General features: G+C 29.8%; 14 protein-coding genes. All 14 read right to left on the bottom strand.

Features of this window, described 5'->3' with window-relative positions; genetic code table 11:
• Positions 1 to 140: 140 nt before the first annotated feature.
• Positions 141 to 335: a hypothetical protein gene (locus Q3223_RS13430; RefSeq protein WP_054271985.1), complete on the bottom strand. Its 195-nt coding sequence runs from the start codon at positions 333 to 335 to the stop codon at positions 141 to 143.
• Between the two features lie 308 nt (positions 336 to 643).
• Complete coding sequence (lysS, locus tag Q3223_RS13425) at positions 644 to 2,173, bottom strand: lysine--tRNA ligase (RefSeq protein WP_074178783.1); 1,530 nt, start codon at positions 2,171 to 2,173, stop codon at positions 644 to 646.
• A 14-nt stretch (positions 2,174 to 2,187) separates the two neighbouring features.
• Positions 2,188 to 2,667 (bottom strand): transcription elongation factor GreA, encoded by a 480-nt coding sequence (greA, locus tag Q3223_RS13420; protein ID WP_054271987.1) that lies wholly within the window; start codon positions 2,665 to 2,667, stop codon positions 2,188 to 2,190.
• A 108-nt stretch (positions 2,668 to 2,775) separates the two neighbouring features.
• Positions 2,776 to 3,744, bottom strand: coding sequence for a tRNA dihydrouridine synthase DusB (gene dusB, locus Q3223_RS13415; RefSeq protein WP_054277779.1), 969 nt, complete (start codon positions 3,742 to 3,744; stop codon positions 2,776 to 2,778).
• A 138-nt stretch (positions 3,745 to 3,882) separates the two neighbouring features.
• Positions 3,883 to 4,653 (bottom strand): type III pantothenate kinase, encoded by a 771-nt coding sequence (locus Q3223_RS13410; protein WP_021386477.1) that lies wholly within the window; start codon positions 4,651 to 4,653, stop codon positions 3,883 to 3,885.
• Positions 4,654 to 4,671: 18 nt separating this feature from the next.
• Positions 4,672 to 5,262, bottom strand: a complete 591-nt coding sequence (locus Q3223_RS13405; RefSeq protein WP_021386471.1) for an ECF transporter S component — start codon at positions 5,260 to 5,262, stop codon at positions 4,672 to 4,674.
• Positions 5,263 to 5,445: 183 nt separating this feature from the next.
• Positions 5,446 to 6,414, bottom strand: coding sequence for a P1 family peptidase (locus Q3223_RS13400; protein WP_054271989.1), 969 nt, complete (start codon positions 6,412 to 6,414; stop codon positions 5,446 to 5,448).
• Complete coding sequence (locus Q3223_RS13395) at positions 6,407 to 7,384, bottom strand: biotin--[acetyl-CoA-carboxylase] ligase (RefSeq protein ID WP_407812089.1); 978 nt, start codon at positions 7,382 to 7,384, stop codon at positions 6,407 to 6,409. Before Q3223_RS13395 ends, Q3223_RS13400 begins: the two co-directional genes overlap by 8 nt.
• A 299-nt stretch (positions 7,385 to 7,683) precedes the next feature.
• A complete protein-coding gene (gene ftsH, locus Q3223_RS13390) occupies positions 7,684 to 9,651 on the bottom strand; it encodes an ATP-dependent zinc metalloprotease FtsH (RefSeq protein WP_054271991.1) in 1,968 nt (655 codons plus the stop codon).
• A gap of 33 nt (positions 9,652 to 9,684) precedes the next feature.
• Positions 9,685 to 11,073 carry a tRNA lysidine(34) synthetase TilS gene (gene tilS / locus Q3223_RS13385; protein ID WP_054271992.1) on the bottom strand — a complete coding sequence of 463 codons (1,389 nt, stop codon included), beginning with the start codon at positions 11,071 to 11,073 and terminating at the stop codon, positions 9,685 to 9,687.
• Between the two features lie 182 nt (positions 11,074 to 11,255).
• Positions 11,256 to 11,684: a DUF1934 domain-containing protein gene (locus Q3223_RS13380; RefSeq protein WP_054271993.1), complete on the bottom strand. Its 429-nt coding sequence runs from the start codon at positions 11,682 to 11,684 to the stop codon at positions 11,256 to 11,258.
• A 16-nt stretch (positions 11,685 to 11,700) separates the two neighbouring features.
• On the bottom strand, positions 11,701 to 12,507 hold the full coding sequence (gene murI, locus Q3223_RS13375; protein WP_219674303.1) for a glutamate racemase: 807 nt from the start codon (positions 12,505 to 12,507) through the stop codon (positions 11,701 to 11,703).
• A gap of 200 nt (positions 12,508 to 12,707) precedes the next feature.
• Positions 12,708 to 13,193, bottom strand: coding sequence for a cell wall hydrolase (locus Q3223_RS13370; RefSeq protein ID WP_054271995.1), 486 nt, complete (start codon positions 13,191 to 13,193; stop codon positions 12,708 to 12,710).
• Positions 13,194 to 13,243: 50 nt separating this feature from the next.
• Positions 13,244 to 13,903, bottom strand: a complete 660-nt coding sequence (spoIIR, locus tag Q3223_RS13365; RefSeq protein ID WP_054271996.1) for a stage II sporulation protein R — start codon at positions 13,901 to 13,903, stop codon at positions 13,244 to 13,246.
• Positions 13,904 to 13,983: the final 80 nt, after the last annotated feature.

The raw sequence follows: 13,983 nt of genomic DNA, 5'->3' as shown, positions 1-13,983 counted from the left end.
TTTCGTCAACACTTTTTCGATATTTTTTTATTTTTTATTTTTAAAAAGGTTATAACTCTTTGTTTTTTTTAATAAATTCAATTAAAACTAATAGATATAACCCTTGATATCACAAGCAATACCTGCATATATAGTTTTACCTATTTTGCAATTTTATTTTCATAAGAATATGAATTAGCTCTGACTCTATCTGCCCAAACATTTATGCTCTTAACTTTATTAACCTTAGTTGTACTTTCAAAGATATCCATTGCATCTTTACAAAAATATACCATAACATCAAGAACTAAAAATCCAACACAGAATAAACATAAAAAATCAATTACTTGAAACATCAGACATTCCCCCAATAATTTTTTATATATAGTATTCTCAGAAAATATTCCTTTTACCTTCTCAAAAATTATTCTAAATATTTTCATAATAAATTACTTTCAATCATATTTTCTAAATATAAAGTCTCAATCAACAAAAATTAATATCATTTTTTAATGTTTGTTGGTAATTTATAAATTAAATATCTAAAAAGTAATTTGTCACATATAAAAAGCATTCTACAGTAACACTTTAAATAAAATAAAGCTATTTATTGCTAATTTAACAGCTATACTTAATTTAAAGCTTAGTAGAATGCTTATATTTTTTAGTTCTCTTCTTCTTTATTTAGATTATTATCAATAGGTTTCATAGTAGGGAATAATAATACATCTCTTATAGATGGAGAGTTAGTTAATAACATAATTACTCTATCTATACCGATTCCTAATCCTCCTGTAGGAGGTAAACCTACCTCTAATGCTTTTAAGAAGTCTTCATCCATTTCAAAGGCTTCATCATCACCTAATTCTCTTTTTCTCAATTGGTCCATGAATCTTCCTTTTTGGTCAATTGGGTCATTAAGTTCAGAAAACGCATTAGCTAATTCCCATTTATTGGCAAATGCTTCAAATCTATCAGTTCTTCTTGGGTCTTCATTATTTCTTTTAGATAATGGAGATACTTCAACTGGATGATGAGTTATAAATGTTGGTTGGATTAACTTATCTTCTCCAAACTCTTCAAAGAAAGCATTTATTACTTCCCCTCTTCTCATTCCAGGTTTTATTTCTATACCTTTTTCTTTAGCAACTTCTAACGCTTCTTCGTCTGTATCTATAGTAGAAAAATCTACCCCAGAATACTCTTTAACACACTCTTCCATGCTCATTCTTTTCCAAGGAGGTGTAAAGTTTATTTCTGTTCCTTGATAGTTAATTATCATACTTCCTGTAGCAACTTCTGCCATATGTGCGATAACATTTTCTGTTATTTCCATCATATCAGTATAATCAGCATATGCTTGATATAGTTCTATTGCAGTATATTCAGGATTGTGTTTTAAATCCATACCTTCATTTCTAAACATTCTTCCCATTTCATAAACTTTATCAAATCCACCAACAATAAGTCTCTTTAAGTATAATTCATTAGCTATTCTTAAATACATTGGTATATGTAAAGTATTATGGTTAGTTATAAATGGTCTAGCATTTGCTCCACCTGCTATAGTATTTAATATTGGAGTCTCAACCTCTAAAAATCCTCTATCATCTAAGTATGTTCTCAATGCTTTTAACGCTTTTGTTCTAGTTAAAAAAGCATTTTTTACTTCTGGATTTACTATTAAGTCAACATATCTTTGTCTATATCTTAATTCTTGGTCTTTTAATCCATGATATTTTTCTGGTAGTACTTGTAAAGATTTACATAGTAATACTACAGATTTAGCCTTTACAGATATCTCACCCTTTTTAGTTTTAAATATTTCCCCTTCAATTCCAACTATATCTCCAATATCATATGTTGAAAATACACTATACTCTTCTTCCCCTATAGCATCTAATCTTACATAAGATTGAATTCTTCCTTCTTGGTCTTGAATATCTATAAAACCAGCCTTACCTTGTATTCTCTTACTCATTATACGTCCTGCTATTTTTGTAGTTTTACCTTCAAGAGAATCAAAGTTATCTTTTATCTCAGTAGAATAATGAGTTCTATCATATCTACTTTCTTTAAAAGGGTCTCTATCTGATTCTTGTAATTTTTTTAGTTTATCTCTTCTTACTTGAAGTACTTCACTAAGGTCTTCCTGAATTTGTGCTTCTTCATTGCTTTGTTGATTATTTTTCATTTTTTTCCTCCAGATTATCTTCTTATTTCTAATATTTCAAACTTAGCAACTCCATCAGGAACTTGCACTTCTACAATCTCTTTTACAGCTCTACCTAAAAGTGCTTTTCCTACAGGAGACTCGTTTGATATTTTACCATCATATGGGTCTGCTTCTGTCGAACCAACTATAGTATATTCAACATCTTCATCAAATTCTAAATCCTTAACTTTAACTATTGATCCTATTGTGACAACATTAAGGTCTATTTTGCTTTCATCTATGATAACAGCCTTTCTAACCATATTTTCTAATTTTAGAATTCTTTCTTCAACTTGTGCTTGTTCCTTTTTAGCTTCATCATACTCAGCATTTTCAGATAAATCACCAAAAGATATAGCAACCTTGATTCTCTCTGCAACTTCTTTTCTCTTTACAACCTTTAAGTTTTCTAATTCTTCTTCTAATTTATCATATCCCTCTTGTGTCAATAAAAACTCTTTATTTTCTTCCATTATAAATACAACTCCTTCACAGATTTCTTAGGAATTTTCCTAATTATATTTTAAAAATTTTATAATCTTTTTTTAATTTATGCGCTATATTATAAGTCACTATTATTTTTATGTCAAGGAGTCTTCCATATAGTACTCCAATTTGGACACAACTTCTTGATAGTCTTCTATTTTGTTAATTTCATCCCTTAATCTTGCAGAATTCCTAAGTCCTTTTAAATACCAAGCGATGTGTTTCCTCATTTCTCTTACAGCTACATACTCTCCATGCTCTTCTACTGCAAGTTTTAAATGCTTAATGGCAGTACTTATTTTTTCGTTAAGAGTTGGCTCTGGCAAAATCTCACCTGTATTCATATAATGGTTTATTCTTTTGAATATCCATGGGTTACCTTGAGCACCCCTACCTATCATTATAGCATCACAACCAGTTTTGTCTAACATATTTATTGAATCTTCTATTGTAAATACATCACCATTTCCTATAACAGGTATGTTTAAATTTTTCTTAATTTCTGCGATTATATTCCAATCTGCTTTACCTGTATAAAACTGTTCTCTAGTCCTTCCATGTATTGCTAGAGCACTTATTCCACAAGCTTCTGCTATCTTTGCTATTTCAACAGCATTTACACTATTATCATCCCACCCTTTCCTTATCTTTAAAGTTACTGGCTTTTTTGAATTCTTCACCACTGCCTTTAATACCTTCTCAGCAAGCTTAGGATTTTTCATAAGTGCTGACCCATCTCCATTTTTAACTACTTTTGGAGCTGGACATCCCATATTTATATCGAGAATCTCATTTGAATAATCATTCATTATCTCTGCTGCTCTTCCCATAAAATCTGGCTCTGAACCAAATATCTGAACAGCTACTGGATGTTCTTCCTCTTCTATCTTAAGCATTTTTTTAGTATTTTCATCATCATAGCAAAGTGCCTTACCATTTATCATTTCTGTATATAAAAGTCCACAACCTTGTTCTTTACAAATTAATCTAAATGGTAGGTCTGTTACTCCTGCCATAGGTGATAGAAAAACTTTATTTTTCAATTCTAAATTTCCTATTTTCATTGCTTTTCTCCTATTTTTTTCCTTTATTTTACGATTTGATTTTAAAGTTCATATTTCCTCATTATAATATACCACATAAAGCTATGAAACTATCATAAAAAGGGAATTGGATATATAACCCAATTCCCTGTATATTAATTATTCTTGGTTTTTTTCATATATTATTCTTAATCCTTCTAGTGTTAAAAAACCATCTACATAATCTATACTTTTTGTCTCTGAAGCAATCAGTTTAGCTAATCCACCTGTAGCTATAACTTTAACATCATCACAATTTAATTCTTTCTTCATCATGCTTATTATTTTATCCACTAAACCAACATATCCATAAATTATTCCAGATTGCATAGCTGATACAGTACTCTTACAAATAGTCATACCTGGTTTAGTTAATTCTACTCTAGGTAATTTAGATGCACTTTGAAATAATGCCTCACTAGATATTTTTATTCCTGGCGCTATTGTTCCACCTAGATATTCACCTTTTTCAGAGATAGCGCAAAACGTAGTTGCTGTTCCAAAGTCAACAAGTATACTTGGTGCTCCATACTTTTCTATTCCTGCTACAGCATTAACTATTCTGTCTGCTCCGACTTGCTTTGGATTATCATATTTTATATTTAGACCTGTTTTTATGCCTGGACCTACTATTAATGGATGTTTTTTACAGTATTTTATACAAAAGTTTTCAAGAGAATGCATAACATTTGGTACTACAGATGATATTATCACATCATTAATAGAATTTATATCCACATTATCATACTCAAATAAGCTACTTATTAGGATTCCATATTCATCAGATGTTTTTTCTCTATCTGTTTTAATTCTCCAATAATTAACTAATTTATCACCTTTATATATACCTAAAACCATATTAGTATTTCCAACATCAAATACTAGAAGCATATGTCATTAACCTTCTTTCTATTTTTTGCTTTTCTTAAGTACAGTGGCAACGGCAGCTACTACTAAAGCTCCTACTATTGCTTCTGGTACTCCATTTGCTGCGGCAAGAGCCATTATTACTTTTCCTGCTGAACCACTTTGACCCATTGCATGAAGATATTTGTCAGCATATAAGACATATATCATTCCTAAAACTCCAGCTGTATTTAACAAGGAACCTATCGCTCCTGTAATTAAACCTGATATGTATACCTTATTTGTAGCCTTAATTATTAATTGATATACATAATAAGCCAATATACCTATCATAACTCTTGGTAATATTGAAACTAACGGATTTATAAAAACAAAGGATGTTATGGTTGGATTTATTATAGCATTTAAGAGACTTGATACTCCAAATATAAACCCTATTGCACCCCCAACTATTGGCCCCTCTATAATAGCCCCAATAATAACTGGTATATGCATTATAGTTGCTTTTGTAGGTCCAACTGGAATAAATCCCAATGGAGTCATAGATAGCATAATAGAAATAGCTGATAGTACTCCTATTATAGTCATTTTTCTTACATTTACTTTTCTTACTGATGCACTTGTGTTCATCATAAAAAATACACCTCCGTTCCAGCTCATAACGATGCCGGACTACTTAATTTTTTTGTTTTTCGGTCTTTTTTCTTATATTTCTGAGTCAGGCTACCATTCTAGGATGCCCGCTCTAACAAGAATAATTTTATCAAGACGAATTACTATTGTCAACAATTTGACAAGAAAAATATGCTAATTTCATCATATTTCTCGTTTTTTTACTATATCTTTATACGCTATTATATTTTTTACACTATCTGCTTTTTTCACCGCATTTATTATACTTTTTTCTACTGCTTCTACAGCTAATGAACCTAATAATGTTATATCTGTTTCTATTTTTCCTGTTGATATTGTGAATATTGTATCTCCATCATGAGGTGTGTGAATAGGAAAAATGGCTTTTGCATAACCATCATGCCCCATTTGAGATATCTTTTTACATTCAGCTTTAGTTAACTTAGCATTTGTTGCAATTACTCCAATTGTAGTATTATCTATACTAAATCCACCTTTACTTTCACCTTGTTTCATTAGCTTATATGTATCAATAGTCTCTGTCTTTTTATCATTTAAAGCCCCTGCTATAACCTTACCATTTTCATAAACATCTCCAAGAGCATTTACAGCAACCAATGCAGATACAATTAGACCATTATCCAATTTTATGGAATAACTACCTATACCACCTTTCATGGCATACTCCTGGCCTCTTATCTTTCCAACAGTGGCTCCACATCCTGCTCCATAATTTCCTTGATTTAAAATATCCTTGCTTGCGACTTCACAAGCTCTATAACCCATTTGTAAATCTGGTCTACACTTAAAATCTCCTGCTCCCAAATCAAATAACACTGCTCCAACAACTATAGGTACTTTTCCTACACCTACATCAAATCCAATTCCTTTTTCCTCTAAGTATCTACTTACACCACAAGTAGATTCAAGACCATATGCAGAACCACCAGCCAAAACTACTGCATGAACTTTTTGAACCATATTCACAGGGTCCAATAAATCGGTTTCTCTAGTCCCTGGAGCAGAACCTCTTACATCAACACCACAAGTAGCTCCTTCTTCACATATTACTACTGTACATCCAGTAAGACCATCTCTATCCTCCACTTGCCCAACCTTTAGACCTTCTACATCCAAAATACTATTATACATATCCCTTCTCTCCTCTTATAGAAACTTCACCTGAAATGATTTCTTTTACATTTCCATCACTGCTTTGAACTAACAAATTTCCATCCTCATTTATGTCCATACATTTCACTAATTCCTTATCATTACCTTTTAATACATATATATTTTTATCTATAATTGCAGAATAATCTCTACACATTTTTAAAGTTTTTTCTCTAGAGTTATTTACAATATAATCTAAATACAATTTTTCAAATTCAGTCAATACATTTCTAACAATATCTACTCTAGATAATTTATATCCTTCTTTATATAGTGATGTAGCTTTCTCAGCTATTTCTGGTTCAAAATCCATTGTCTTAACATTTATTCCAATTCCAAGAACAACATAGTTTGTTCTTTCAATCTCAGCAGATAACTCTGTTAATATACCACATATTTTTTTACCATTTAAAATAGCATCATTTGGCCATTTTATTAGAGTATTTGCTCCTAAATTATTTAAGGCCTTTGTTACACTTGCCCCTGCTATTAAAGTTATAAATGGTGCTTTAAATGGTTCCATATCTGGTTTCAAAATAATGCTCATCCAGACTCCTTCATGAGGTTTAGAATCCCAGTTTCTTCCCAATCGACCTTTTCCCATATCCTGATGTTCACTTAAAATCACAGTTCCATCTATATTATTTGTAGCTATTCTTTTTGCATATTCATTAGTTGAATCTATAGTTTCAAGATGTATGACATTCTTTCCAATAAACTCTGTATTTAATTTATAGTAAATATTCTGGGGACTTAATAAATCAGTTGGGTTTTCTGCTAATCTATATCCTTTCTTATTTACAGACTCTATATTATATCCTTCTTCTTTTAGAGCCTTCATATGTTTCCATATAGCTGCACGTGATACTCCTAATTGTTTTGATAATTCTTCCCCTGAAATAAATTCAGATTTATTATTTAATATAATTTCTATTATCTTATCTCGCATATTTCACCTCTAATATGACATGATTTCATGACTTATTTTCTTCTAATAAATAATTATACATTATTCATAGACTTTTAATACTATTAATTTTAAATTTCCTTTTCAATATATTATCATAATCAAATTTATATTTTATGTAGATATTTTACTTAAACCTTTGTAAAATAATAAAAAAACTGAAAGTATCAATCAAATTAACACCTGCAAATATACTCTGCTCAGTAATTTAATATTATACTTTCAGTTTTAGTATTTAATCCATAACAGATAATAATCTTAAAATGACCAATATTTTAAAATTATTTATCTTCATCAGATTTATTATCTAAATTTTTATTTATATCAATAACATTGTTTCTTTCTTCATCTTTTTCTAATTTTATAGTTAGTTGTTCTTCAACTTCTTTAGGCGAATTTTCCTCTGTAATTGCATTTTCAATATCATTTAGTGGTAATTCTTTATTGAACGCTTTTACAAATTGTTCTGCATCTAAAGTTTCATATATAAGTAAGGCTTGTGCCACATACTCTAATCTATCCATATTTTCTTGTAGTATACTTCTTGTCTTATCGTATGCACCATCAACTATACGTTTTGTTTCTTGGTCTATCTCAAAGGCAACTTCTTCAGAATAATTTCTCTTACTTGAAAAACTATTACCTAAGAACACTTCATCATCACTATCAAATGACATTGGACCAAGCTTAGAACTCATCCCATATTTTGTTACCATACTTCTTGCAGTAGCTGTAACTCTTTCTAAGTCATTTGAAGCACCTGTAGATACATCTTTAAGTACTAACTCTTCTGCTACTCTACCTCCAAGTAAAACTACAATATTTTCTTTCATTTCATTTTTTGTAGCATAGAATTTATCTTCAACAGGAAGCTGCATTGTAAATCCTCCAGCTCTTCCTCTTGGTACTATTGTAACTTGATGAACAGGACTTACCTCCTCAAGTACATGAGCACAAACTGCATGCCCACCTTCATGATATGCTGTAAGTCTTCTTTCTTTTTCACTTATTACTTTTGATTTTTTAGCCACACCTGCTATAACCTTAGTTATAGCTTCTTCTATAGTTTCCATCTTAATTTTCTTTTCTCTTTTTCTAGCTGTCAATATTGCAGCTTCATTCATTAAGTTCTCTATATCTGCAGGAGTAAATCCTGGTGTTCTCCTAGCTAATACATCCATTTTAACATCATCACTTAGTGGCTTATTTCTTGAATGAACTTTAAATATAGCCTCTCTTCCTTTTACATCTGGTGTACCAACAACAACTTGTCTGTCAAATCTTCCTGGTCTAAGTAATGCTGGGTCAAGTATATCTGGTCTATTTGTAGCAGCCATGATTATTATACCTTGGTTTACTCCAAATCCATCCATTTCAACTAGAAGCTGATTAAGAGTCTGCTCTCTTTCATCATGACCTCCACCAAGACCTGCACCTCTTTTTCTACCAACTGCATCAATCTCGTCTATAAATATTATGGCTGGAGCACTTTTCTTAGCTTGTTCAAATAAATCTCTTACTCTCGAAGCACCAACCCCAACAAACATCTCAACGAAATCAGAACCACTTATACTAAAGAATGGAACTCCTGCTTCCCCTGCGACAGCCCTAGATAGATATGTTTTACCAGTTCCAGGAGGACCTACCATAAGCATACCTTTTGGTATTCTTGCACCCAATTCAATATATTTCTTAGGATTCTTTAAGAAGTCTACTACTTCCTGTAAATCTTCTTTTTCTTCATCTAATCCAGCCACATCCTTAAATGTAACTCTAGTTTTTTCATCATCTTTATGAACCTTAGCCTTTGATTTACCAAAGCTCATAACCTTTCCGCCTCCACCTTGAGACTGATTCATAAATACGAACCAAAGAATTACCATAAAGAATATTAACAGTAATGTAGGCAACATTTCGACAAACCAAGGTGTAGATGGCTTAGCTTCACCACCAAAAGTTAGTTTCCCAGCTTTGGCTTGGTCTAACACCTCATCTGCAAGTTTATTTCCCATTACTTCTGTTGGAACATATGACTTAAACTTTGTATTTGTATCTTTTATAGTACCTTCTACTGAAGTTTGATTTACAAAGTATAATCTTGATATATTCTCATCGGTTAATTCTCTATATACTTCAGAGAATTTTAAATCTTTTATTTTTTCTGTAGGCTTACCTGAGAATTGAACTATACCCACTATAATTATAAAAACAAGTAGATAAAAACCTGCCCCTTTTAGCAACTTATTCAATATAGAAGCCCTCCTTTCATACATTGCTTTGCTCTATAATTTGTTAAAATTAATTTTTAATACTTCTTTTGTGTTCTCATCAATTTTATAATTCTCACTGATTTTATAATCTCCAACACATATTATCCCTTCACTATCTGCGACTATAGGAATTTTGCATCTTTCTTCTCTTGGGATTTTTAAATCTATGAATAAATCCTTCACTTTTTTACTTCCCATAGCAAGTTTTATCTTATCACCTTGCCTTCTGCTCCTTATTACTATACCCCCTTTTACCTTATTAAAATCAAACCCTTTAGATGAATTGTCTAATTTCATACTCTTATACCTATCTATACTCATTACTTGGGTCTCAATAATTTGTTTTGATTCTTTTATTTTAATAAACCCATTACTAGGTACATTGTAATAAAATTCAATCTCCTCATTAACAATTTCCTCATTGGTTAATATTATACTGTCTTTTTTTCTATAAACAAATATATTTCTTGGAAGAGTTAACATTTTATTTACTTTTGAATTATCCTCTAAAGACATTATATCTTCTATATGTCTTTGGTCAACAAAATTAGTATCTCCTAGTATATGTTTTATAGAATTTCTAAGAACCCTAACTTTGATAGCATCATGTAAGCAAATAAAATCGTCTAAATTTATCTCTACAAAGCCCTTTTCTTTTACACTTGAAACTTCTATAAATTTAGCCTCTGCCTCTTTCTCAATATAATCGTTATCAATTTTTAAACTATTGCTCATCCTCACTATAGATTCTATTACATTTGAATTAAAATTATCCTTCATATATGGTAAAAGGTCTAACCTTATCTTATTTCTAGTGTATATATTCTCTAAATTTGTTTTATCTATTCTAGGATTTAAATTATAAGCTTCACAATAATCCTCTATATCACTTCTTTCCACATCTAATATTGGTCTAATTATACAATTATCTCTAATATAATCAATTCCTTTTAAACCTGTTAGACCTGTTCCTCTCATGATACGCATCATAACAGTTTCAGCTTGGTCATTAAGATTATGACCTATGGCTATCTTATTAGCTTTAATCTTATCCTTAATTTCAAAAAACATTTCATATCTTAATTTCCTTGCTCCTTCTTCTAATGACACTCCCTCATTTTCACAATATTTTGGTACATTAATAGACTTTACAAAGAATACAATTCCCATTTCCTCACAAAGTTTAGATACATATAATGCATCTTTTTGAGCTTCTATCCCTCTTATCTGATGATTTAAATGTGCTGCATATATTTCTATATTAAAATCTTGTTTTAATCTATTTAGTACATGCAATAAACAAACCGAATCAGGCCCTCCAGAAAGACCTAAAACTATTTTATCGCCTTTTTGTATTAAATTATGTTTATTTATAGTACCTAGTACCTTATCAAATATCATATTTATCCCTCTTACACTTAGTTTTATTCACTTTTAAGTATACTTTCTATAAAAAAACGCTAAACCCTTGTATCAATTTTAAGAAATTAAAGTTTAATATAAATATAATAATACCAAATAAATTAAATAAAAGGTAGTTTTTTCACTACCTTTATAAAATTTCTAGAAAATAGCTATAGTTATTATTTAATACCTATGTATATATCTATTTTATTCCTACCTAAAAATAAATCTTGTATCTTTATATTATAGTCTATTTTCAATTTTATGTGTTCCCCTTCTTGTATATTTATATCCAATTCCCTTGTATTAATATCAATTAATAAAGTACCTTGTGGGGTCACATATTTTGTAGTGCTATTTTCTCCACACTTAAACAACATTGTTGAGTTAATAGCACCAAATTTTTTGATACTAACTTTATCTTTAAGTATCTTTATAGTATTAGTTATCTCTATATTTTCTTCTTTTTCTTTGTAAATAACATATATTCCATCATTTTTATAAAAAATTTTACCAAAGGTAGTCATCTCTATGGTGTCCATATTTCCTTTTTCATCATATTGTCTAGTATTTATACTTATTTTTACACTCAACGATTTTCCCTCCATAGATTCTTCATATACGCTAATATTTTTGTATTTCTACTTTTTGAATCTTATCAATCTTTTTCTTTAAGAATTCTCTTGCTATATCCGAAAACTTTTCATGTATGTCTGATACATAATATTGATATGCTCCATGAACTTCTTTGTTATTTATCATATTTTGTATTTCTAAAATCGTCTTTAAATCTTTAGCAGTCTCTTTAGCTGGGTTAACCAGTTTTATATGTTCTCCAACTTCTTCGCCTATTGTTCTCTTCAAAATAGGGTAATGAGTACATCCTAATACCAAAGAGTCTATATTCTTTTCTTTTAATTCTTGTAAATATATCTTTGCTGTTAATTTAGCTACTTCTGTATTTGCCCATCCTTCTTCAACAATAGGTACAAATAAAGGGCATGCTTTGTTAACAATTTCTATGCTTTCATCTATTTTAGATATTTCTAAATTATATGCTTTTGAACTTATAGTTCCCTCAGTTCCTATTATTCCTACAATTTTGTTTTTTGTAGAACTTACAGCAGTTCTAGCTCCTGCTTCTATAACACCAATTATAGGTATATCATATTTTTCTTGGGCTTCTTTTAAACTCCTTGCAGTAGCAGTATTACATGCTATAACTATAGCTTTTACATCTTTAGTCTTTAGAAAGTTTATAGCTTGAAAAGTATATTTAATTATGGTTTCTTTAGATCTTGAACCATATGGTATTCTGGCAGTATCTCCAAAGTATATTATATCCTCATTTGGTAATATTTTCATTATCTCTTTTAGAACTGTTAATCCACCTAATCCTGAATCAAAAACTCCTATTGGCTTATTACTCATCTTTATACAACACCTACTTTACATTTTTGTGTTTAACAACAACTTATTTATCGCTAAAATTTATATTTATATTCATAGTTAATATATTATTACCTAAATGATTATTATAGTTTATTTTACACAAAAAATAAAGGAGCTATCTCAAATTAGAAAATAATTTCTAGAAAAAGACAACTCCTTTCACTACTCAAAATTTATATTTATTTTGCAAACACATGATTTCCTATTCTCATATATGGACTTAGTCTATTTATCCATTTGCAAGTGGCTATTTCTGGATTCCAGAAATATACTGCTTTATTAGTTGGGTCAGTTCCATAAAGTGCATCTTGAGCTGCTTTACATGCTGAATCTGTTGGTGCCATATTTATCGAACCATCAAGCACAACTGAGAATGCATTTTTTTGATATATGACTTCTTCTATTGTGTCTGGAAATCTAGGGTCCAATATCCTATTTATTACTACAGCTGCTACAGCGACCTGTCCCTCATAGCTTTCTCCTCTAGCTTCTCCTGCAACCAACCTAGATAATAGCATCAAATCGTCATTAGATAAATTTATGACTTCCTTCTTTGCTATATTTTCTTCTTTTTTATTTATTTTATTAACTTTCTCTGCTGGTTCATATGCAAACACCTCTTCAATAGGCATAAATATACAAGTAAAAGCTAATAGTATAGCCATCAGTTTACTCCACCTGTCCATGATTAAAACCACTCCTTAAAATCTTATTTTTAGAACTTTTTCTCTAAATCTTTTACTACTTCAAGTACCTTAAACTTAATTTTTACTCTACTTGTTTTCTTTGGTGTATCTTGTTTTATCAACTTATATTCTTTATCTGTTAATACTTCTTTCAACTTATCATCTGTAGATTTATCTATCACTCCATTAGATTCATCAACAAAACATAATGGAGGAAACATGACACACCACCAATTTTTCCCTTCACCTTTTCCAATGATAATTTTTAAAGCTTTATATTCACCAGCTGGAAGAACTATATTAGAATATTGTTTAGTAGGAAAATTACTATATTGTATACCTACCTTTACACTGTAATTATATCCATTTTCAAGAATAATATTTTTACTTATTTCTTCCAAACTACTATATTCTCTTTTTATAATCGCTTCACTTTCTTCTATACTTTTTGAATTTTGAAGCTTAGGTTGTAGATATTTTATCACTTCATCTCTAACTTTTAATTTAAGTGCTTGGTCTTCATCTGTATTACTATTTGCTATAACATGAAATCTTATTAATTTATCTTTATAGTCTTTTGATATATTATCGACTTTTTTTACTTCACCATTTATTACTATTGTCATTATTGATATAACTGATATAAAACTTAATATTAATAATCCCAATCTAATCTTAACTTTTCTCACTGAAAATTCCCCCTTAAGATAAATTTATATCATCAATTATGTCCAATTTAATTTAATTTATTCATAATATTTTTTAATAT

It is taken from the genome of Clostridioides sp. GD02367 (genome assembly GCF_045900275.1).
In the GTDB taxonomy this organism is placed as follows: domain Bacteria; phylum Bacillota; class Clostridia; order Peptostreptococcales; family Peptostreptococcaceae; genus Clostridioides; species Clostridioides difficile_A.
The sequence above is the reverse complement of the archived record's forward strand: the minus strand, read 5'-3'. Positions and strand labels throughout refer to the sequence as shown.